18 protein-coding genes are annotated in these 19,970 nt (G+C 66.5%); 10 read left to right on the top strand and 8 right to left on the bottom strand.

Annotation, left to right across the window (positions count from 1 at the left end):
• Positions 1-8: 8 nt before the first annotated feature.
• Positions 9-788 carry a 2-(1,2-epoxy-1,2-dihydrophenyl)acetyl-CoA isomerase PaaG gene (gene paaG, locus VF631_RS03615; RefSeq protein WP_431848905.1) on the bottom strand — a complete coding sequence of 260 codons (780 nt, stop codon included), beginning with the start codon at positions 786-788 and terminating at the stop codon, positions 9-11.
• 59 nt (positions 789-847) lie between these two features.
• Between paaG and pcaF the strand changes: the two genes are divergently transcribed.
• The 7 genes from pcaF to VF631_RS03580 all read left to right on the top strand — a co-directional run bounded on the left by pcaF (position 848) and on the right by VF631_RS03580 (position 7,160).
• Positions 848-2,050 carry a 3-oxoadipyl-CoA thiolase gene (gene pcaF / locus VF631_RS03610; protein WP_431848969.1) on the top strand — a complete coding sequence of 401 codons (1,203 nt, stop codon included), beginning with the start codon at positions 848-850 and terminating at the stop codon, positions 2,048-2,050.
• An 11-nt stretch (positions 2,051-2,061) separates the two neighbouring features.
• Positions 2,062-3,273: a M20 metallopeptidase family protein gene (locus VF631_RS03605; RefSeq protein WP_431848904.1), complete on the top strand. Its 1,212-nt coding sequence runs from the start codon at positions 2,062-2,064 to the stop codon at positions 3,271-3,273.
• Positions 3,274-3,375: 102 nt separating this feature from the next.
• Entirely contained in the window at positions 3,376-4,359 is a 984-nt protein-coding gene (gene paaA, locus VF631_RS03600) for a 1,2-phenylacetyl-CoA epoxidase subunit PaaA (RefSeq protein ID WP_431848903.1), read from the top strand.
• A gap of 130 nt (positions 4,360-4,489) precedes the next feature.
• Positions 4,490-4,771, top strand: coding sequence for a 1,2-phenylacetyl-CoA epoxidase subunit PaaB (paaB, locus tag VF631_RS03595; RefSeq protein ID WP_431848902.1), 282 nt, complete (start codon positions 4,490-4,492; stop codon positions 4,769-4,771).
• Complete coding sequence (gene paaC, locus VF631_RS03590; protein WP_431848901.1) at positions 4,771-5,616, top strand: 1,2-phenylacetyl-CoA epoxidase subunit PaaC; 846 nt, start codon at positions 4,771-4,773, stop codon at positions 5,614-5,616. Before paaB ends, paaC begins: the two co-directional genes overlap by 1 nt.
• The gene (paaD, locus tag VF631_RS03585) at positions 5,610-6,077 is read left to right on the top strand and encodes a 1,2-phenylacetyl-CoA epoxidase subunit PaaD (RefSeq protein ID WP_431848900.1); all 468 of its coding nucleotides are present in this window, start codon (positions 5,610-5,612) and stop codon (positions 6,075-6,077) included. Before paaC ends, paaD begins: the two co-directional genes overlap by 7 nt.
• A 6-nt stretch (positions 6,078-6,083) precedes the next feature.
• Entirely contained in the window at positions 6,084-7,160 is a 1,077-nt protein-coding gene (locus tag VF631_RS03580) for a 2Fe-2S iron-sulfur cluster-binding protein (RefSeq protein WP_431848899.1), read from the top strand.
• On the opposite strand, the gene VF631_RS03575 is transcribed toward VF631_RS03580, so the two are convergent.
• The 4 genes from VF631_RS03575 to VF631_RS03560 all read right to left on the bottom strand — a co-directional run bounded on the left by VF631_RS03575 (position 7,148) and on the right by VF631_RS03560 (position 12,883).
• Positions 7,148-7,738, bottom strand: a complete 591-nt coding sequence (locus tag VF631_RS03575; protein WP_431848898.1) for a TetR family transcriptional regulator — start codon at positions 7,736-7,738, stop codon at positions 7,148-7,150. The genes VF631_RS03580 and VF631_RS03575 overlap by 13 nt on opposite strands.
• Before the next feature lie 48 nt (positions 7,739-7,786).
• A complete protein-coding gene (gene bla, locus VF631_RS03570) occupies positions 7,787-8,998 on the bottom strand; it encodes a class A beta-lactamase (protein WP_431848897.1) in 1,212 nt (403 codons plus the stop codon).
• Between the two features lie 129 nt (positions 8,999-9,127).
• Positions 9,128-11,569: a zinc-dependent metalloprotease gene (locus VF631_RS03565; protein ID WP_431848896.1), complete on the bottom strand. Its 2,442-nt coding sequence runs from the start codon at positions 11,567-11,569 to the stop codon at positions 9,128-9,130.
• A gap of 57 nt (positions 11,570-11,626) precedes the next feature.
• Entirely contained in the window at positions 11,627-12,883 is a 1,257-nt protein-coding gene (locus VF631_RS03560) for a DUF418 domain-containing protein (RefSeq protein ID WP_431848895.1), read from the bottom strand.
• Positions 12,884-13,028: 145 nt separating this feature from the next.
• On the opposite strand from VF631_RS03560, the gene VF631_RS03555 reads away from it, so the two are divergent.
• Positions 13,029-15,182 (top strand): TonB-dependent receptor, encoded by a 2,154-nt coding sequence (locus VF631_RS03555; protein WP_431848894.1) that lies wholly within the window; start codon positions 13,029-13,031, stop codon positions 15,180-15,182.
• 22 nt (positions 15,183-15,204) lie between these two features.
• On the opposite strand, the gene VF631_RS03550 is transcribed toward VF631_RS03555, so the two are convergent.
• The 3 genes from VF631_RS03550 to VF631_RS03540 are packed head-to-tail and all read right to left on the bottom strand — an operon-like array spanning position 15,205 to position 17,652.
• A complete protein-coding gene (locus VF631_RS03550) occupies positions 15,205-16,137 on the bottom strand; it encodes a Gfo/Idh/MocA family protein (RefSeq protein ID WP_431848893.1) in 933 nt (310 codons plus the stop codon).
• A 1-nt stretch (position 16,138) separates the two neighbouring features.
• On the bottom strand, positions 16,139-16,768 hold the full coding sequence (locus tag VF631_RS03545; RefSeq protein ID WP_431848892.1) for a 2-dehydro-3-deoxy-6-phosphogalactonate aldolase: 630 nt from the start codon (positions 16,766-16,768) through the stop codon (positions 16,139-16,141).
• Entirely contained in the window at positions 16,765-17,652 is an 888-nt protein-coding gene (locus VF631_RS03540; RefSeq protein WP_431848891.1) for a 2-dehydro-3-deoxygalactonokinase, read from the bottom strand. Before VF631_RS03540 ends, VF631_RS03545 begins: the two co-directional genes overlap by 4 nt.
• Before the next feature lie 91 nt (positions 17,653-17,743).
• On the opposite strand from VF631_RS03540, the gene VF631_RS03535 reads away from it, so the two are divergent.
• Both VF631_RS03535 and VF631_RS03530 read left to right on the top strand, forming a co-directional pair.
• Positions 17,744-18,622, top strand: coding sequence for an SMP-30/gluconolactonase/LRE family protein (locus tag VF631_RS03535; RefSeq protein WP_431848890.1), 879 nt, complete (start codon positions 17,744-17,746; stop codon positions 18,620-18,622).
• A gap of 43 nt (positions 18,623-18,665) precedes the next feature.
• Positions 18,666-19,967: a family 1 glycosylhydrolase gene (locus VF631_RS03530; RefSeq protein ID WP_431848889.1), complete on the top strand. Its 1,302-nt coding sequence runs from the start codon at positions 18,666-18,668 to the stop codon at positions 19,965-19,967.
• Positions 19,968-19,970 lie beyond the last annotated feature (3 nt).

The following is a 19,970-nucleotide window of genomic DNA, read 5'->3' as shown; positions in this document are numbered from 1 at the left end:
CTCAGCTCCTACCGCCCTGCGAACACGGGCTTTCTCTTCTCCATGAAGGCCGCCACGCCTTCACGATAATCGTCGCTGCCGCCCAGCTCGCGCATCGCGTCGCGCTGCAGGTCCAGTTCCTGATCCAGCGAATGGCCCCAGCTCTGGCGGATCATACGCTTGATCGCGGCAAGGCCGCGCGTCGGCGCCGAAGCGAATTTCGCGGCGAGCGCATCGACTTCGGCCTCAAGCTCGGCATCCGGCACCGCCTTCCAGATCAGGCCCCATGCCGCCGCCGTTTCGGCCGCCAGCGGCTCCGCCGTCAATGCAAGACCCAGGGCGCGTGCTTGCCCCACCAGCCGCGGCAGCACCCAGGTTCCGCCGCTGTCGGGGATGAGCCCGATCGAAGCGAAGCTCTGGATGAACTTGGCCGAGTGGGCCGCGATCACGATGTCGCAGGCGAGCGCGATGTTCGCTCCGGCGCCGGCCGCCACCCCGTTCACCCGGGCCACGACCGGGAAGGGCAGGGAGGTGAGCTTGCGGATCAGCGGGTTGTAATAAGTCTCGACCGAATGGCCGAGATCGACGCTTTGACCCGGCGCCACCGCCCGGTCGTTCAAATCCTGCCCCGCGCAGAAGCCGCGCCCGGCGCCGGTCAGCACCAGCACCCGCGTTTCGTCGAGCTTCCCGAGCGCGTCCTGCACTTCCTCATGCATCTCGACGGTAAAGCTGTTGAGCCGATCGGGGCGGTTCAGCGTCAGCCGCGCGATCCCGCCCTCGGCCTTGAAGTCGATGGTCCGGTAAGTCATGGCCGGCCTGATAGACCGCTCGTTCGACAAACCCAAGGGAGCAGCACGTGGCGCGAGAGATGACCGAGGCCTTCATCTGCGAGGCGGTGCGCACCCCCATTGGCCGCTATGGCGGCGCGCTTAGCTCTGTCCGCGCCGACGATCTCGCCGCCATCCCGATCAAGGCGCTGATCGACCGCAACCCCGGTGTCGACTGGAGCGAGATCGACGACGTCATCCTCGGCTGCGCCAACCAAGCCGGCGAGGATAATCGCAACCTTGCCCGCATGGCTGGCCTGCTCGCGGGCCTGCCGCACGTTTCTGGCGGAGTGACCCTCAACCGGCTGTGCGGGTCCGGCATGGACGCAGTCACGATGGCTGCGCGCGTGATCCGCGGCTCGGATGCCGACATGGTCATCGCCGGCGGCTCCGAGAGCATGAGCCGCGCGCCCTTCGTGATGGCCAAGGCGACCAGCGCCTTCGATCGCAATGCGGAGATGTACGACACCACCATCGGCTGGCGCTTCGTCAATCCAAAGATGAAGGGCGCCTATGGCGATGACACCATGCCGTCGACGGCGGAGAACGTGGCGCAGGAATATCAGGTAAGCCGCGAGGATCAGGACCGTTTTGCCGTCCACAGCCAGGAGAAGGCGAGCGCGGCACAAGAGAATGGCCGCTTCGCCGCGGAGATCGTACCGGTCGCCATCCCGCAACGCAAAGGCGACCCGCTCGTCGTCGATCGCGACGAGCACCCGCGCAAGACGAGCGTCGAGGCGCTCGCCAAGCTCAAGCCGATCGTGCGTGGCGACGGCACGGTGACGGCCGGCAACGCCTCCGGTGTGAATGACGGCGCCGCCGCCATGATCGTGGCCTCGGAGGAAGCCGCCAAACGCAACGGCCTCACCCCGCGCGCCCGCATCGTCGGCGGCGGAATCGCCGGCGTCGAGCCTCGCATCATGGGCATCGGCCCAGCGCCCGCTTCGCGGAAACTGCTGAAGCGCCTCGGCCTAAGCATTTCGGACATGGACGTGATCGAGATCAACGAGGCCTTCGCCGCGCAGGCTCTCCCGGTGCTGCGCGAGCTCGGCCTGCCCGATGACGCGCCGCACGTGAACCCCAACGGCGGCGCCATCGCGCTCGGACATCCGCTCGGCATGTCCGGCGCGCGCCTCGCGCTGACCGCAACCGAAGAACTGCACCGCACCGGCGGCCGTTATGCGCTCTGCGCAATGTGCATCGGCGTGGGTCAAGGCATCGCCCTCGTCATCGAACGCGTCTGAGGAGGAGCGACATGGACCAGCAGATCAGCAATTGGATCGACGCCGGCGAAGCCGAGCTCGACGGCGTTATCGCCCTGCGCCGCGCCATCCACGCCGACCCGGAGATCGGGCTCGACTGCCGCCGCACCACCGCCAAGATCAAGATCGCGCTCGCCGGCCTGCCGCTCGAGCTGCGCGAGGGGCCCTCCACCAGCGGTCTTGTCGCGATCCTGCGCGGCGGTGGCGACAATGGACGGGCCGTGTTGCTTCGTGGCGACATGGATGCGCTGCCGATGCAGGAGGAGACTGGGCTGCCGTTCGCCAGTCAGGTGCCGGGTGCGATGCACGCTTGTGGCCACGACGCGCATACCGCCATGCTGGTCGGCGCCGCCCGCGCGCTCTCCGCCCGTCGCGACTCTCTGCCCGGCACCGTCGTCTTCATGTTCCAGCCCGGCGAGGAGGGCTATGCCGGCGCCCGTCACATGATGAAGGATGGGCTGCTCGACGATGTCCTGCCCGGCCGCCGCCCCGACGCCGCATTCGCCCTCCATATCTGGCCGAACATGCCGCGCGGTCTCGTCGCCAGCCGGCCCGGGCCGCTGCTCGCATCGGCCGATACGGTCAGCGCGACCATCACCGGCAGGGGCGGCCACGCGGCCATGCCGCACGAGAACCTCGATCCGATTCCGGTCGCCTGCGAGATCGTGTCGGCGCTGCAGGCGCTGATCGCGCGGACCGTGCCGGTGACCGATCCGGCGGTGCTATCCATCACCAAGATCGAAGCCGGCAGCGCGCACAATATCATCCCGTCCAGCGTGGAGTTGCTCGGCACGCTTCGCACATTGTCTGAAGAGCGCCGCGCGGCCCTGCAGGAGGCTTTCGTCCGCATTGTGCACCATGTCGCAGCCGCCCACGGCATGAGCGGTGAGGGCCGGGTCGAGGATGGCTATCCCGTCACCCGCAACGATCCGCGCGCCTACGACTTCGTCCGGCGCTGCGCCGGGGGCATGGGCGAATGGCAGGAGATACCGGCCCCGATCATGGGCGCGGAGGATTTCGCCTTCGTGCTCAAGGGGATACCCGGCGCTTTTGCGATCCTCGGCACCGCTCCGGAAGGCACTGACCCCGCCTCCAACCCGCCGCTCCACAACACCCGCATGATGCTCGACGAAGCAACCATGGCCAAGGGCGTCGCACTCCATTGCACCTTTGCAGAGCGTTTCCTGGCAAACGGCTTCGACTGAGCGAACCGGAGGCTTGCCGGGGCGTTGAAGCGTCGGGACGCCAAGCGTCATTCGTTGACCGTTCGGTCGGTGAATGGTAGAAGCGGGCCCAAGGAGACAGGCATGTACACGACCGAGTTGCAGAAGACGCAGAGCGTCCAGGCGATCGAGGATCCGGACAAGCTGGCGGCCTTCGAGGCGCGGGTCGCGGCCGACGAGTTCATCGAGCCCAAGGATTGGATGCCGGAAGCCTATCGGCGCACGCTAACCCGCCAGATTTCGCAGCACGCTCATAGCGAGATTGTCGGCATGCTTCCCGAAGGCAATTGGATCACCCGCGCGCCGTCGCTGCGGCGCAAGGCGATCCTGCTCGCCAAGGTGCAGGACGAGGCGGGTCACGGCCTGTACCTTTACTCCGCCGCGGAAACGCTCGGGACCTCGCGCCAGGAGATGATCGAGGCGTTGCACAGCGGCAAAGCCAAATACTCCACCATCTTCAATTATCCGACGCTGACCTGGGCGGACATGGGTGCGATCGGCTGGCTGGTCGACGGCGCCGCGATCATGAACCAGGTTCCGCTACAGCGCACCTCCTACGGCCCCTACGCCCGCGCGATGGTGCGGGTGTGCAAGGAGGAAAGCTTTCACCAGCGCCAGGGCTACGAGATCTGTATTGCGCTGATGGCGGGCACGGCCGAGCAGAAGCGCATGATGCAGGACGCGTTCAACCGCTGGTGGTGGCCGTCGCTGATGATGTTCGGCCCGCCCGACGACAATTCCCCCAACACCGCCCAGTCGATGCGCTGGAGGATCAAGCGAGAGACCAATGACGAGCTTCGCCAGAAGTTCGTCGACATTACCGTGCCGCAGGCTGAGGCGATCGGGCTCACCGTGCCGGATCCGGATCTCCACTGGAACGAGGAAAAGGGCGGCTACAGTTTCGGCGAGATCGACTGGAGCGAGTTCTACGCGGTTGTGAAGGGCGAAGGCCCGGTCGCGAAGGAGCGCATGACGGCGCGGCGTGAAGCCTGGGAGAGCAATGCGTGGGTGCGCGAGGCCGCCGCGGCCTATGCCGAGAAGCGGCAAGTCGAGAGGGTCGCGGCGTGAGATCCTCCCCAGGACGGGGAGGGGGACCAGCCGGAGGCCGATGGAGGGGGCTCTCCACCGGCACCGTGGCGGTCAAGTCCCCCTCCACCAGGCTTCGCGCGGTCTCCCTCTCCGTGCCGGGGAGGATCAGATGAAGGATTGGCCGCTCTGGGAAGTGTTTGTGCGCTCGCGCGGCGGGCTGTCGCATCGCCATGTCGGCTCGGTCCACGCCCCCGACGGTGAAATCGCCGTCCGCCACGCCCGCGACACCTACACGCGGCGAATGGAAGGCGTGAGCCTTTGGGTTGTGCCTTCCGCCGCCATCATGGCGTCCGATCCGGCCGAGGACGGCCCGATGTTCGAGCCCGCCGAGGACAAGATCTACCGTCACCCGACCTTTTACAACATCCCCGACGGCATCACGCACATCTGATGCCTTCTCTGCCGCCAATCCGTCCCGAGGACGAAGCAGCCGCCAGGCGTCAGGCGCCCGTTGGTGCTTTCGACGCGCCGGTACTCGAGGAGGCTGACCAGGCTCGGTTCGACTACCTGTTGCGCCTGGGCGACGACAGCCTGATCCTTGGTCAGCGTCTATCCGAATGGACCGGCCGCTGCCCTTCGGTCGAGGTCGACCTCAGCATCGCCAACTTCGCGCTCGATCTGGTCGGGCAAGCGACCTTCTTTCTCCAGGAAGCGGGTAAGGTCGAAGGGCAGGGGCGAGACGGCGACGCGCTGGCCTTCCACCGTGACGTGCTCGATTACCGTAACTGCCTGCTGGTCGAGCAGCCGAACGGCGATTTCGCGCAGACGATGGCGCGGCAGTTCCTCTTCTCGACCTGGCAGAAGATGCTGTTCGAGCATCTGCGCTCGTCGCGGGACCCGCTGATCGCGGCCGTCGCGGCAAAGGCGGTCAAGGAAGTCACTTATCACGAGGAGCTCTCGGTCGAATGGGTGATCCGCCTCGGCGACGGCACGGAGGAGAGCCGCCGGCGGATGCAGGACGGCTTGGAGTGGAACTGGCGTTTCATCCCCGAGCTGTTCGAGATGGACCATGTCGCGACCGAGATGTCGGAGCGCGGCATCGCGCCCGATCTGTCCGCCATGCGCGACGATTTTCACCGCAAGGTGCAGGCGGTCGTCGCAGAGGCCACGCTCGATCTGCCGCGCGAGCAGCGCCCGATCCTTGGCGGCCGCCGCGGCCATCACAGCGAGCATCTCGGCCACCTGCTCGCCACCATGCAGTTCCTCCCCCGTGCCTATCCGGACGCGACATGGTGATTTTGATCGAGCGTTCCGACGTGGTCGAGCGGATCGGCGCGTTACTGGCCGAAGTGCCGGACCCGGAGATTCCAGCGGTTTCGCTGGTCGATCTTGGCATCGTGCGCGAAGTGCATGCCGATCGCGTGGTGCTGACCCCGACCTACACCGGCTGCCCGGCGACCCGGGTGATCGAGACTATGGTCCGGGTCGCGCTTGACGAGGCCGGCTTCAAGAACGTGCGCATCGAGACGGCTCTGTCGCCGCCCTGGACCACCGACTGGATCACGGAGCAGGGCCGCGCCAAGCTCAAGGCCTATGGCATCGCCCCGCCGGTCCCGGCCGGCACCCGCGCCGTCGAATGCCCGCAATGTGGTTCGGTCGAGACTCAGGAGGTGAGCCGTTTCGGATCGACGCCGTGCAAGGCGCAATGGCGCTGCCGCGACTGCCTGGAGCCCTTCGACCTGTTCAAGTGCCACTGACCAGCAATGGACACGCGCCTCTATTCTCTGACCATAGCCGACGTGATCCCTGAGACCGCCGAGGCTAAATCGATCAGGTTCGATCTGCCGGAGGAGCTTCGCCCGGCGTTCGCCTTCAAGCCCGGCCAGCATCTGACACTCAAGGCCGACATCCAGGGCGAAGAAGTCCGCCGAAACTACTCGCTCTGCGTCTCGCCATCTGAGGGTCAACTCAAGGTCACGGTGAAGCGCATCGCGGGCGGCGCCTTTTCAAATTGGGCCAACGACAATCTGCGCTCTGGCGATCGCCTCGAAGTCATGGCCCCGCACGGCTCCTTCACTTGGGACTTCGATCCGGCCGCCCGCAATCTGTATGTCGGCTTTGCGGGCGGTTCGGGGATCACGCCGGTCCTGTCGCTGCTCAAGACAGCGCTCGAATTGGAGCCGCATAGCCGATTCACCTTGCTCTTCGGCAATCGCGACAGCCAGTCGGTGATCTTCCTGGAAGAGCTGGCGCGGCTGAAGAATCGTTACATGAACCGGCTGCAAGTGCATCATTTCTTCGCCGAAGAGGCGGAGGATATTGAGCTGTTCAACGGCATGCTCGACCGCACCAAGTGCGACGACATTCTCACCCGCCTCGTCGATCCGAAGCAAGTCGACGCCTTCTTCATCTGCGGCCCCGGCCCCATGATGGATGCCGCCGAAGCCGCGATCGAGGCGCATGGCGTCCCCAAAGGGCGCATCCTCGTCGAACGCTTCACCGCCGGCCGGCCTTCCGCAGCACTCGCGGCGCAGATGCAAGCGCTTGGAAGTCAGGCGCAGGGCTTGTCGATGCTGGTGACGCTGGACGGCCGCAAGCGCCGGGTGCCGTTCGCTGCGAGCGCCGGCAATATCCTCGACAGCGCCCGTGTCGCCGGCCTGCCCGCGCCTTTCGCCTGCAAGGCCGGAGTGTGCGCCACCTGCCGTGCCCGCGTCGTCTCCGGCGAGGTAGAAATGGCCGCGCGCTATGGCCTGTCGGACCAGGAAGTCGCGGCCGGATACGTCCTCACCTGCCAATCCGTGCCGAAAGGCAAGGGCGTCGAAGTCGATTACGACGCCTGAAGCCGTGGCACTCCGCCCAGAAGCAAATCGACGGCCAGTCCCGCGAGCCGCTCGGCCGAGACCGCGCCGCCTTCGCGAAACCAAGTGTGCGTCCAGTTGATCATTCCGAAGAACAGCATCGTCACGGGCAAAGTCGCGCGATCGAGCTCCGGCCGGATCTCCCTCACCAGCCCCTCGACCATCGCGATGATCCGTCTTTGCTTGGCAACCACCTCGGCTCGACGCGGCGGCGGGAGATTGTCCAGTTCGTTCAACAGCACCTTGTGATGGTCCTGCGCGCCGACATAGAGCCGCATGAACGCAAGCGTCAGCGCGCGCAGTCGCTCCCGCGCTTCGCCGGCCCGCATCGCATCGTCGGCAGCCTCGACCAGCGCATCGAGATGCGCGGCCATGACTTCATACAGGATGTCGTCTTTGGACGGGAAGTAATGGTAAACTAGAGACTTCGACGAGCCGCATGCCTTGGCCAGGTCGGAGATCGACGCCCCCGGAAAGCCCCGCCTGGCGTAGAGGCACGCCGCCGCCGCCACGATCGCTTCGCGTCTTCTGTCGTAATCGGTCGATTGTGGGCGAGCCATCCCCACAGCTTACAGGCGATTTGGAGCCATGCCAGCATGCGCCTGCCCCTATTTGCTGCCGGAGCCGGTTCCCGCACCGGCGCTGGCCCAATTTCCGCCACGGCCCGATGCGCGATCATAATCGATCACGGCGCGGGTCACATTCTGCATCATCTGCATTCGCGCCGGCAGCGGCGCCTTGGTGTATTTGATCATCACCGCCACCGCATAGGAGCGGCCGTCGGGGCCGGTGACGATGCCGATGTCGTTGTAGCCGGCCTGCGCGCCGCCCAGGACCTGCCCGGTGCCGGTCTTGTGAGCCAGGCTGTAACCCGGAGCGAGCCCTCCGCGGAGCCGCTGCTTGCCGGTCTGCGTGTTGGACATGATCGACAGCATTCGCGATGTCGAGGCGGGCGAGAGCAGCTGCCCCTTCTTGAGCTTGGCCAGCCCGTCGACCAGACCGAGCGGCGTCGCCCCGTCGATCGGGTCGGCAACGTAGCGGGCGAAAGCGGCGGAGCGAACGGATTGCGGAATCGCGTCGCGAGCGGCGTAGAAGGCGCGCCCGATCGAGAAGCTGTCCTGCCATCTCACGCCCGCAATGCCTGCCTGGAGCAGCTTCTCGCCGGGGCCGAAGCGGATGCCCTGGATGCCGTTTTCGGCCAGGAACTTGCGCACCGCGTCGGGCCCGCCCGCCCGGCGCAGGATGATATCATTGGCTGTGTTGTCGCTCTGCTGCAGCGCGCGGTGGAGCAGCCCATCGAGCGTCGTGTTGAACACGCCGTTCTTCATTGCGGCGCGGATCGGCTGGTGAAAGACCGTCATGTCGGATGCGGTTACCGCCACCGGCGCGAAGAAATTGATCTGGCCGCGATCGGCCTTCTGCAGGGCGGCCAGCGCGACCCAGAACTTGCTGACGCTCTGCTGCGGATAATGCGAGTAGCCGTCATGATGCGCGGTCCATCCGGTCTGGATGTCCTTGATCGCGATCCCGACGTCACCGTTGAAGCCGCGACCAATCGCGCTGATCCGGGCATTGAGTGCGCTCTGCGCCGCCAGCATGGCGGGTGTCGCAGGCGCTGCGGCCACTTCGCCGAGGACCGATCGAACCTTGTCGCGAAGCGCCGGGCTGACCTGGGTGACCTTTTGCGCGGCAGGCCTTGCCGGCTGCGCCGCAGTGCCGGTCCCCGCATCGATCTGCGAAACGCCCGCCGCGAGGAGAATGGCGAGACTGGCCGAAACGCGCCGCCCTCCCGGCGTGCGGACCCACTGACTGAAACGCATAAGCCACTACCCCCAAGCTCACTGCCCTAGGAACATCAGCATATGCAAAAGGCGCTTGCTGTCAGCTGAATTTCGGGTGGGAGCGCCCAGCCGTGATCCAGTCGCGCCCAAGCGAATCCAGCACGCTAATCAGTGTTGGAACCAATCGCTTTCAGCCCCGCCAATCGGCATTCCGGGCGGCACGGCCGGAAGACGCCGAGGTTCTGCGAGCACCTTGTCCAGCGCTTCGCGGTCGGTCAGCAGCCGGCCAAGGCCGCGCGCCCAATCGCGATCGGCGCCGCCGTCGCGGCGCTGATCGAGGTCAACCGCCAGTCGGCGCAGCCGGGCGTCAAGGGCGAGGGCAAGCGGGGCAGGCAGCGCCGGATCGCGTTGCACCCGCGCAAGCGCAAGCGTCGTCGTCGTCGCGATCCGCCGCTGCACCCCGGCCAGTGCCGGATCGGACGCCTCACGCGCAAAGGTCGTTGCGATCAGTTGATCGATCACTTCGCTCGCGCCGATCTGCGACGGGTCCATCCGATTCTGCTCGGCCAGGCGGTTGAGCCGTTCGGGCGCGAGCAGGGCGGCCAGCGTGACGTTCGCCGCGGCATCGCTGGCGGCAAGCGGATCGAATACCGGGCCGCCCGCCGTGCGGAAGATCTCGATGTCGAACTGCCGGTCCGGCGACCCCGACCAGCCGGCCGAGAGGTAGGGCAGGAGCTGGGCCGGCACGGCGAGCGCCTGGGGCGAGAGCGTGGCAAGCAATGCCTGAAGCGCGCGCCGCTGGTCCGCTTCGCCCACGCGACGCGCCGCTTCGCGGCCGTCGCCACGGATCGAGTATGCGTAATCGACGCCTCCGACCAGCTTGGCCGCGCCTTCCACCTGATAGCGATGAAGCAGCCAGATCGGCACGAACTTGCGCCTGAGATTGGAAACCGGTTCGCCCGCCGCCAGCGCGCTCGGCCCGAACCGGTCCACCGCCGCGCGGCGAACCTTCAGCATCCGCTCGAGCTCGGCCACAGGATCGGCTGTGTCTTCCCACATGCTGCCATAAGGCTGGGCGGCCGAAACCGCTCGTGCATCTGCGTCGGTGACGTAGCGAAGCCCGTCGCGGAGGCCCGCGGCGGCGATCTCGGCCGCCTGCGCCTCGTTGCGCGCGCCATAGAGCCAGTTGACCGCGAACATGTCCCAGCGGCCCATGCCGGCGCCATAGGCGTCGCTGAGGTCCGGCGCGCCGTCGACCAGCCCGATCCGCGGCGCCGGATAATCCATCACCGAATAGCGGCCCTGGGTCGAACCGGCGAAATTGTGGGCGAGCCCCAGAGCGTGTCCGACTTCGTGCGCCGCCAGCTGGCGGATGCGGGCGAGCGCCGCGTTGATCGGGTCGTTCGGCCCGCCGCGGCCGACCTTGTCCGCCCCGACCAGCCCTTCGAAGATCAGCATATCCTGCCGCACCCGCAGCGAGCCCAACAGAACCTGCCCCTTGATGATCTCGCCCGTGCGCGGGTCTTCGACCACTTGGCCGTAGGACCAGCCGCGCGTCGCGCGATTGGTCCAGTTGACGACGTTGTAGCGGATATCGAGCGGGTCGATGCCCGGCGGCAGCATCTTGACCTGGTACGCATCGAGGTAGCCGGCCGCCTCGAACGCTTGTGTCCACCAGCTCGCGCCTTCGAACAAGGCGGTGCGGATCGGTTCGGGCGCCGACGTGTCGATGTAAAAGACGATCGGCTTCTTGACCCGCGAGCGCGGCGCGTTCGGGTCGATCTTCTCAAGCCGGAAGCGGTTGGCGAGTTCCTGCACGATCGGGCTGCCCAGCGGCGCCGCGAAGTCGAGCACCTGCGTCCCGAACGATCCGGTGCGCGGGTCGAAGCGGCGCACCTGGTAACCCGCGTCCGGCAGCTTCACGAGGCTATGGCGGACGATGAAGCTTAGATTGCCAGCGGCGGGAGCGATGTTGTTCACTTCTGCGCTCGGCTCGCTTGAGACGAAGGTCTGGCGCGCTTCAAATTCGATATTCTCGGGGAATGCCCTGACGCTGCTTGGATCGGCGACGCTGAGGTCGTTCGACAGCGCGAAGCCTTTCTCGCCAGCGCCTTTGAGCGCCTGGCCGATTCCGGCCGCGTCGCGCGTCAGGAACGGCGCCAGATCGACCAGTACCCGCCCGTCCGCCGTTTCGCCCGCCACATCTCCGGTCCACAAGGTCGAATAAGCGAACGACTCCCGCGCCGCGGCCTGCTCGGGCGCGGGCGCGTTGGTTGCGCGAAAGCGCGGATTCTCCACTTCCACCACGACCTTCTTGCCGAGCCGCCGGAACGCGACCAGCTTCGACCCGGAGCTCAGCGCGCGATCCAGTCCGATCGGCGCCGATCCGAGCCCGGTCCTGAGCGCCGCGACATAAAGATAGCGGCCCATCAGCCCCTGCGCGTCCGGCCGTGGCAGGGAGAGCAGGATGCGCCCCCCTTTCGCATCAACATGGACGGGAAGAAGCCCGCTCTGCTGAGTCGTGCCGGCCAGAGGTTTCGAACCTTGCGCGATCGCGGCGAGCGGCGCGCCCGCGACGAGCAGCGCGAGCAGGGGCAGTACGGGCTTCATCTTGGCAATCCTCCGACCGGACCTGACTAGGGCAGGGCCGGAGCGCCTGTCGAGCGGCTAAACCGCGTTGGCGGACCGCCACTGCGGGCCGGGCAAGCGCATCGGCTGGGCCTTGCCGTAGGTCAGGGTGCGCCACAGCCATTCGAGCGGTCCGAACCGGTAACGGCCTAGCCACCAGCGGCTGCAGGCAAGCTGGAGGCGGAAGATCGCGATCGCGACCAGCGGCAGGAACCCGAGGTGGAGGCGGCCCATCAACGCGAAACCCCAGCCGAAGAAGAGCAGGCACATGAGGACGGTCTGGGCGAGATAGTTGGTCAGCGCCATTTGTCCGGCCGGGGCGAAGTTGGTCAGCCGCCCGCCCGAGGAGCGGCTCCAGAGAAGCGCGAAAGCGGCCGCGTAGGCGAGCGCTAGAACCGGCGTGCCCACGCAATAAGCGACTTCCTCCAGCAGCTGCCGCGCTGACGATCCCCCGTCTGCGGCGCCGAGCCAGGCCCGCGCGAATGCGAGCGGGAGGCCGAGCAGGAACCCGCCTATTGCAATCCTGCGCAGCAACGGCAGGTGCGCGCCCGGATCGGCGAAGATGCGGCGGCGTCCGGCCCAGAGCCCAAGCAGGAACATCGCTAGCACCTTGGCCGGCCGCAACTGCTCGACGAAATCGTGGTACCGGACCAGGATCTCCCCGGGATGGGAGCGCAGATGGATCAGGTAATCAGGGCTGGTCCAGATCGGGAAGGGACCCTGGCGGGCATCGATGCCGAACTGCGTGAACGTCCAGATCGCCGCGTCAATGAGTGGCTGCTGGGGCGCGAAGCCTGCATAGCTCATCGTCGCCTGCCATAGGATCGGGAGGAGCCAGAGCAAGGCCGCGCAGACAAGCAAAGTCCGGTCCGAAGCGCCCCGGAACAGCAGCAGTGCGAGACCGACCAGCGCGTACAGGCTTAGAATGTCGCCGATCCAGAGCAGGAGCATGTGCGCGAGCCCAAAGCCGAACAGCACGACAAGTCGCCGAACATATCGTCCCGTCCCTTCGCCGCGCACTTCCAGCCGCTGCAGTTGGATCGCGAAGCCGATCCCGAACAGGAGCGAGAAGAGCGAGTAGAACTTTCCGACCACCAGCCATTCGAGCGCGAACTCGACGGGGCCGGCCAGGGCTGCGCCGACATGGACGGTTCGCATCGACACCGGAGCGGGGCCGACGACGAACCCCATCAGATTGGCGAGCAGGATCCCGAACAGCGCGAAGCCGCGCAGCGCGTCGAGCATTGCTACCCGTTCGGCAGCGGCGACTGCCTTCAGCTCAACCGGTTTGTCCATGCTCCCCCTCCCGAAGCCTGCACACTCTTCGTCAGCTTAGACGCGGTTTGCAGCGCCCAAGCAACCATTGGTCGACAAGCCGCCCGAAGCGCTTGTGACAATGTATCGTAACCGTTAAGCGCGCGCCGTCCCCCCGGAGTGCCCGATGACTCGTTTCACCTTGTTGCTTGCGTCCACCATCCTCGCCGCGCCTGCTGCGGCCCAGCAGGCCGCCCCTGCGCCCCCCCCGGCAACTGCGCAGCAGGGTCGGGCGGGGGATGACTATCATACCACCGCGCCCGGCGAGATCGTGGTGACCGCCAATTTCGTGCGCGAGCTCGACATTCTTTCCGGCACCTCGGTGCTGAGCGGAACCGACCTCGTCCGCGACATCCGGCCGCAGATTGGGGACACGCTGGCTCGGCTGCCTGGTGTCTCGGCGACTTCGTTCAGCCCCGGTGCTTCCCGGCCCGTTCTGCGCGGTTTCCAGGGCGAGCGCGTGCGCGTTCTGACGGACGGCATCGGCTCGATCGACGTGTCCAACACTTCCGCCGACCATGCGGTGACGATCGACCCGCTCACCGCCGAGCGGATCGAGGTGCTGCACGGCCCGGCCGTCCTGCTGTTCGGCAGCCAGGCGATCGGCGGCGCGGTCAACGTGCTTGACCGGCGCATCCCGCGGCGCGTGCCCGACGAGCCGGTCCATCTCGACCTGATCGGCACCTACGGCTCGGCTGACGATGAACGCAGCATCGGCGGCGGCGTCGATCTTCCGCTCGGCAGCGGCGGCCTGGTGGCGCATCTCGACGGCAGTTATCGCAAGACCAACGATCGCGAGATTGGCGGCTTCCTTCTTTCGCCGGAACTTCGCGCCGAGCAGCTCGAGATCGCCGCCGAGGAACTGGCGGAGGGCCATGCCGATGAGGCGGCCGAAGCGCAGGAACTTGCTGAGTTCCGCGGTGTCATTCCCAACAGCGCGACCGAGACCTATACGCTCGGCGCCGGCCTCGCCCTCATCCGTGACCGGGGCAATCTCGGCGTTTCGGTGAGCTACTTCAACACGGATTACGGGGTGCCGTCCCGCCCCGGCGCCGGGCACCATCACGGTGAGGAAGGCGAGGAAGAGGAGGGCGGCGAGGAAGAGGAAGCGCCGGTCACCATCGCCATGGACCAGATCCGCGTCGATCTGCGCGGCGAATATGAGGTGGACGGCGGCTTCATCGACAAGGTGCGCGTGCGCGCCGGCTATGCCGATTACGAGCATATCGAGTTTGAGGGCGACGAGGTCGGCACGCGCTTCCTGACCGACGGCTTCGAAGGCCGATTTGAGCTTGTTCAGGCCGACCGCAATGGCTGGCGCGGTGCCAGCGGCGTCCAGTATTTCACGCGCGACTTCGACGCGATCGGCGCCGAAGCATTCGTCGCGCCGAACAAGACCAGCCAGTTGGGCCTGTTCACCCTTCAGGAATTCGAGTTCGGCCCGCTCCAGTTCGAAGCGGCCGGCCGTTACGAGCGCAGCAACGTCAAGTCGCGCCCGCTCGGCATCTCGCGCGACTTCAACGCCTTTTCCGCGGCGGCCGGCGCAGCCTACAAGCTCACACCGCGTGTGAGGATTGGCGCCAATGTGTCTCGCGCGGAGCGCGCACCCGCGGCCGAGGAGCTGTTCTCCAACGGCCCGCACATTGCGACCCAGGCGTTCGAGATCGGCGATCCGACGCTGCGCAAGGAGAAGAGCGTTGGCGCCGAACTGTACGCACGCGCCGAAACGGACGACTTCCGCCTGAGCGCGAGCGTCTTTGCCAATTGGTTCGACGATTACATCTTCCAGTCCGACACCGGCGAGGAGGAGGACGGGCTTCCCGTGTTCCAGTATTTCCAGCGCGATGCGCGTTATCTCGGATTTGAGGCGGAAGCTTCGGCGACCCTGTTCCGCAGCGACGGGTTGAAAATTGTCGGCGATGTCGTGACCGACTATGTCCGGGCGACGATCCGCAACGAGGGTGGCCCGGTGCCTCGCATCCCGCCGCTGCGGGTTCTTGGCGGCATCGAAGCGCAGACGGCGGCGCTGGATGCACGAGTCGAATTCGAGTGGGCGGACGATCAGGAGCGGGTCGCCGCGTTCGAGAACCCGACCGACGGCCACACTCTGGTCAACGCCTCGATCGCATGGCGTCCTTTAGGGCGCGAGAATGGAACCACTCTTCTGCTGTCCGCCAACAACATCTTCGATGTGGATGCACGCCGGCACGCGAGCTTCACCAAGGATTTCGTGCCGCTCGCCGGCCGCGACATCCGCCTGAGCTTGCGGGCGAGCTTCTAGAACTTCGCCGGGACGGGGAGGATCAGTCCTCGAACGGCTCGGTCGCCGTGCGTCGGCCGACCAGGAAGGCGTCGGCGACCAGCCTGAGCGGGCGGAGATCGACGTGGCTGCGGCGCTCATCGATCAGGTCGAGAAACTGGCCGTACAGCGCCGGATACTCTCCCGCGCCCTCCACCGGACGCGGTGCGCCGTCGACCTCGAGCCGGCCGCCTCCGTCCAGCAGCCGCACGTGCCGGCCTGCTTCGGTGCGAATGTCGATCGTCCAGGCTTCGCCGCCGCTGTGTCTCCAGTCGAAGCTCGCGGTCAGCGCGCCGTCCGAAGCCGGGCTGGCGAAGCTGAGCTCGGCCGCGATCGGGCTCTGCTTGTTGGCCGGATAGGTGAGTTCGGCGTCGCGGACGAACAGCGCGCCGGGTAAGATCTGGGCAACTATCGACAGTGCGTTGATCCCCGGATCGAACACGCCGAAGCCGCCCGGCTCCCAGATCCAGTCCTGGCCGGGATGCCATTTGCGCACGTCCTCGTGCCAGATCACCTCCATCGAGGCGATCCGCTCGCCGGCCAGCAGCTTCGCTGCCGCCCCGACGGCGGGGTTGGCCTGGGTGTGCCAGGTGGTGAACAGGGTCATCTCGCGCGCCCCGGCGATGCGGGCCAGCTCCTCCACTTCACCCAGGGAAACACCCGGCGGCTTTTCCAACAGGCAGTGCAGCCCCGCTTCAAGGCAATCGCGCGCGATCTCGTAGCGTACCGAAGGCGGGGTGCAGATGGCGACCGCGTCCAGTTCGGCGTCCCGGATCATGGCGCGGTGGTCCGCAAAGCAGGGGACGCCGGGCTGGCCGTTGCCGCCGCGGCTCCCCGTCGCGGCCAGTTCGAAGCGCGGGTAACCCGCGATCGAGGGCACATGCTGCTCGCGCGCGATCTTGCCGAAGCCGATGATGCCGATCCGGATCGGGCGCATGTCAGGCCAGCGCCCGGACGTAGGCGCGCGCCTGCCCCGAGACCTGATCGGGCGTTTGACCCGGCTTGTAGACGCCTGATCCCAGCCCGAAACCGTTCGCGCCCGCCTCCAAATACGACCGCATATTGTCCGGTGTCACTCCACCGACCACAAGCAAGGGAACATGCTTCGGGAGCACGGCGCGTTGCCCCTTGATCAGCGCCGGCGAGCCGATCTCCGCCGGGAAAAGTTTGAGAGCCGTCGCGCCGGCCCGGAGCGCCTCGAAAGCTTCGGAGGGCGTGAAATAGCCGGGCGCGGACACCATGCCGGCCGCTGCCGAGGCCTCGATGACCGGCGTGTAGGTGTTTGGCGATACGATGAGCTTGCCGCCGGCATTGGCAACCCGCTGGACATCAGCAGGATCGAGCACGGTGCCGGCGCCCACCAGCGCCCGGTCGCCAAGCGCACCGGCCAGCAACCTTATGCTTTCGAGCGGCTCAATCGGCGAGTTGAGCGGCACCTCGATGATGCGAATGCCCTCAGCGTAAAGCGCCTCGCCGATGGCGACGACCTCGCCCGGCGTGACTCCCCGGATGATCGCGACCAGCGGACATTCTGCCAGGCGCTGGTTCAGGGTTTCGAGCGGGCTCATCGGATCAGCTCCACGAGGTGGCGGCACCCCGCCAGGAACGCCTGCTCGCCATCCACCTCGCGCGCGCCGCGTCCCGCGATGCGCAAGGCGGCTGCGAATAGGCTGGTCAGCTCCGGCCGCCCCATTACCACAACGTCGTCGTCGCCGCCCTCGCCAAGCCCGATCCGAAGATCCGTCCCGATCAGGAGACCGCTCGTATAGGATGCCGCTTCCTCACGCCGCGCCTGGCCGAGCAGCACCCGCGCCCGCACCGAGAACAGTTCGGCGCTGAGATCGTCCTTGTCGAGACCGTGCGCCACGCCGCGCTCGAAGGCCGCGTCCACTCTGGCGGGCTCGCGCAGCAAGTCGGCGAGAATGCTGTGCTCGCGAAGCAGGTTGAACAGCTCGCCCGTCATCACCGTCCGAAACGCGCCGATCCGCCCGTCGTCCAGCCGGATCCACTTATTGTGCGTGCCCGGATGACAGATCAGCGCGTCGGCCGGCACGAGCCCGTCGCCGAACGCGCCGAGGATCTGCACTTCCTCGCCGCGCATCACATCGGCCCTGTTCCCGGCCAGATAGGAGACGCCGGGCACGATCGCGACCCTGCCGGGCTCGACCCATTGCAGCCCGGCGGCAAGCTCGGGCAGGCCGGCCGGGCAGGGGGCGTAAGGCGCCTCGATCCAGCCCCGGTTGGAGCCGATCATCCCGGCGAGCAGCAGCGGCCGATCCCCCAGCCTCTCGCTGATCTGGTTGAGCGCCTCCGGGAAGCCGCCCTCGCCGACCGCCAGGATGCCGCGATCATCCTCGAACTCGTCCGTCATCCGGCCGTCGGCCTCGACCAGATAGCCGCGCCGGTTGGTCGTGCCCCAGTCGACGGCGATGAAGCCTTCAGCCCAGCTCATGCTCTCCTCTCGCCCCGCCTTTCAACGCAGCCGGTCGCCAGCCGCTCCCGTCCGTCTTGCCAGCGGGGCGGGGGCCGCTATCGGGAAAGTCATGGCGACAAGCAAGACAGCAACCTTGGTGGCGGATGTTCACGCGGTGCTCGGCGAAGGGCCGGTCTGGGTCGAACGGGAGCAGGCGCTCTATTGGGTCGACATCAAGGGCTACAAGGTGTTCCGCCACAGTCCGGCCGACGGCGCGCTCAAGACCTGGGAAACGCCCTATCGCGTCTGCTCGCTGGCGCCGCGAGCGAGCGATGGCTTCATCGCCGGCACGGAGGACGGCTTCTCCCGCGTCGATCTTGAGGCCGATCGCTTCGTGCCCCTGGTCAATCCGGAGCCGGACCGGATCACCAACCGCTTCAACGACGGCAAGCTCGATCGCGCCGGCCGCTTCTGGGCCGGAACCATGGACAATGACGAGGTCGAGGCGTCCGGCGGGCTCTACCGGCTCGATCCGGATCGCAGCTGGGTGCGGGTCGATGATGGCTACAAGGTCACCAACGGCCCCGCCTTCAGCCCCGATGGCCGGCTCATGTATCACAATGACAGCGCGCGCCAGGTCACTTACCTGTTCGACCTCGACGATAGCGGCAATGCCGCCAATCGCCGTGTCCACCTCCAGTTCGGCGAGGGCGACGGCTATCCGGACGGAATGACGGTGGACGGCGAGGGCTGCCTCTGGATCGCCTTCTGGGACGGCTGGTCGGTGCGCCGCTTCTCTCCGGAGGGCGAGCTCATCGGTCGTATCGAAGTCCCAACGGCCCGCCCGACCAGCTGCGTATTCGGCGGTCCCGCGCTCGACCAACTTTTCATCACCTCTGCGAGCATCGGCATCAGCGGGGAGGAGCTTGCAATGCAACCTAATGCGGGCGGGCTGTTTATGGTCCTTCCAGGTGTTGCCGGGATCGCCGATACTCCCTTCGGGGGCTAAGCCAGCGCATCAAGCCAGGGGGGAGGTACGTATCGCCAATTTCATGTTCGCGACCGGGATCGAGAACAGCATCCCGACCGTCAAGAACGGCCGCGTCCGCGTCGATCAGATGGATGTGTGCGGCCATTACGAGCGCTGGCGCGAGGATTTCGAACTGGTCGAGGACATGGGCATCCAGTTCCTCCGCTACGGTCCGCCGATCTATCGGACCTTCCTCGGCCCGGGCAAATATGATTGGGAATTCACGGACCTGACTTTCGCTGAGCTCGAGCGGCGCGACATCACGCCGATCGTGGATCTTTGCCATTTCGGCGTACCCGACTGGATGGGCAACTTCCAAAATCCTGATTTCGCGCCGTTGTTCGCCCGCTACGCTGCCGATTTTGCCGAGCGCTACCCCTGGGTCCAGCTCTACACGCCGGTCAACGAGATGTTTATCTGCGCCGCCTTCTCGGCCCGATACGGCTGGTGGAACGAGGAGCTGAAGACGGACCGCGCCTTCGTCACCGCGCTCAAGAACATCGTCAAAGGCAATGTCCTCGCGATGACGGAAATCCTGAAGCGTCGCCCCGATGCGATCTTCATCCAGAGCGAGTCTTCGGAATATTTCCACGCCGACAGCCCGGCCGCGATCGGCCCGGCGGAAGTCATGAACTCACGCCGCTTCCTCAGCCTCGATCTGAATTACGGCCGCCGCGTGGACAGCGAGATGTATGAGTATCTGCTGGATAACGGGATGACGAAGGACGAGTACCACTTCTTCCTCAACCAGCACCTCAAGCAGCACTGCATCCTCGGCAACGATTACTACATGACCAACGAGCATCGGGTGCATGCCGACGGCCTTACCGAGTCGTCGGGAGAAGTGTTCGGATACACCGAGATCACGCGCCAATATTATGATCGCTACCGGCTTCCGGTCATGCACACCGAGACCAACATGAAGGAAGGTCCGCGGGGCGACGAGGCCGTCCAGTGGCTGTGGAAGGAGTGGGCGAGCGTGCTGCGCCTTCGCAACGATGGCATCCCTACCGTCGGCTTCACCTGGTATTCGCTCACCGACCAGGTCGATTGGGACACCGCGCTGCGGGAGCAGAACGGCAACGTCAATCCGCTCGGCCTGTATGATCTCGACCGCAACATCCGCGCGGTCGGCAAGGCCTACAAGCAGCTGATTCAGGATTGGCGCGACGTATTGCCGGCTTCCTCGGTCTGCTTGACGGTGCCGATCGTGCCGCCGAGCCAGGCGGGCGGCAGTTACGCCGACAGCCTGATGGCGGCGGCTGCCCGGCGCAACGTCCGCGAAGAGCCGCAGATGGGCAGCAACCCCGAGATGGGGCCGTAGCCA

This window comes from Allosphingosinicella sp. (genome assembly GCF_036387615.1).
Classification (GTDB): Bacteria; Pseudomonadota; Alphaproteobacteria; order Sphingomonadales; family Sphingomonadaceae; genus Allosphingosinicella.
The sequence above is the reverse complement of the archived record's forward strand: the minus strand, read 5'-3'. Positions and strand labels throughout refer to the sequence as shown.

Coding starts and splice junctions, on each gene's coding strand:
- VF631_RS03530 (WP_431848889.1), top strand. CDS start 18,666: ATGTTCGCGACCGGGATCGAGAACAGCATCCCGACCGTCAAGAACGGC.
- VF631_RS03565 (WP_431848896.1), bottom strand. CDS start 11,569: ATGAAGCCCGTACTGCCCCTGCTCGCGCTGCTCGTCGCGGGCGCGCCG.
- bla (WP_431848897.1), bottom strand. CDS start 8,998: ATGCGTTTCAGTCAGTGGGTCCGCACGCCGGGAGGGCGGCGCGTTTCG.
- VF631_RS03540 (WP_431848891.1), bottom strand. CDS start 17,652: ATGAGCTGGGCTGAAGGCTTCATCGCCGTCGACTGGGGCACGACCAAC.
- VF631_RS03550 (WP_431848893.1), bottom strand. CDS start 16,137: ATGCGCCCGATCCGGATCGGCATCATCGGCTTCGGCAAGATCGCGCGC.
- VF631_RS03555 (WP_431848894.1), top strand. CDS start 13,029: ATGACTCGTTTCACCTTGTTGCTTGCGTCCACCATCCTCGCCGCGCCT.
- pcaF (WP_431848969.1), top strand. CDS start 848: ATGACCGAGGCCTTCATCTGCGAGGCGGTGCGCACCCCCATTGGCCGC.
- paaD (WP_431848900.1), top strand. CDS start 5,610: ATGGTGATTTTGATCGAGCGTTCCGACGTGGTCGAGCGGATCGGCGCG.
- paaA (WP_431848903.1), top strand. CDS start 3,376: ATGTACACGACCGAGTTGCAGAAGACGCAGAGCGTCCAGGCGATCGAG.
- VF631_RS03545 (WP_431848892.1), bottom strand. CDS start 16,768: ATGAGCCCGCTCGAAACCCTGAACCAGCGCCTGGCAGAATGTCCGCTG.
- VF631_RS03535 (WP_431848890.1), top strand. CDS start 17,744: ATGGCGACAAGCAAGACAGCAACCTTGGTGGCGGATGTTCACGCGGTG.
- VF631_RS03580 (WP_431848899.1), top strand. CDS start 6,084: ATGGACACGCGCCTCTATTCTCTGACCATAGCCGACGTGATCCCTGAG.
- VF631_RS03560 (WP_431848895.1), bottom strand. CDS start 12,883: ATGGACAAACCGGTTGAGCTGAAGGCAGTCGCCGCTGCCGAACGGGTA.
- paaG (WP_431848905.1), bottom strand. CDS start 788: ATGACTTACCGGACCATCGACTTCAAGGCCGAGGGCGGGATCGCGCGG.
- VF631_RS03575 (WP_431848898.1), bottom strand. CDS start 7,738: ATGGCTCGCCCACAATCGACCGATTACGACAGAAGACGCGAAGCGATC.
- paaB (WP_431848902.1), top strand. CDS start 4,490: ATGAAGGATTGGCCGCTCTGGGAAGTGTTTGTGCGCTCGCGCGGCGGG.
- paaC (WP_431848901.1), top strand. CDS start 4,771: ATGCCTTCTCTGCCGCCAATCCGTCCCGAGGACGAAGCAGCCGCCAGG.
- VF631_RS03605 (WP_431848904.1), top strand. CDS start 2,062: ATGGACCAGCAGATCAGCAATTGGATCGACGCCGGCGAAGCCGAGCTC.